Raw genomic sequence first — 513 nt, forward strand, 5'->3', positions numbered from 1 at the left:
GCAGCGCTTGGCGGCAGCCTGTCGATCGCCCCCGCGGCACACGGTATCCGCGTGGCCGCAGTGAGTCCGCTGCTGCCACGACAAGCGGCGGCAGGACCGCCGTCAGCATCCTGCTGGTTGACGACCATCCGGTGGTGCGCGAAGGCTATCGCCGGCTACTGGAGCGGCAGGTCGGTTTTCGCGTGAGCGCCGAGGCCGAGGATGCCACTGCGGCCTATCGCGCCTATCAGGCAGAGCGCCCGGACGTGGTGGTCATGGATCTGTCGCTGCCCGGCCCCGGCGGGCTGGAAGCGATCCGGCATATCCGGCAATGGGATCGCACCGCGCGCCTGCTGGTATTCACCATGCATGCGAGCGCCGCGTTCGCTCTGAAAGCATTCGAGGCTGGCGCCTGCGGCTACATCACAAAGAGCAGCGCACCGCACGAACTGGTGCGCGCCATCGCCACCGTCGCCAGCGGCGGACGCGCATTGAGCGAAGACATCGCGCGCGAAATCGCCAGCGAGCGGCTCG

The 513-nt window shown here is 68.6% G+C and carries 1 protein-coding gene; it reads left to right on the top strand.

The annotated features are described in order from the left end of the window. Positions 1–134: 134 nt before the first annotated feature. Positions 135–513: response regulator (locus AC1DU6_RS35920; protein WP_477863442.1), on the top strand; the 379-nt coding region annotated here is incomplete at its 3' end.

The organism is Roseateles sp. P5_B10 (genome assembly GCF_056400485.1).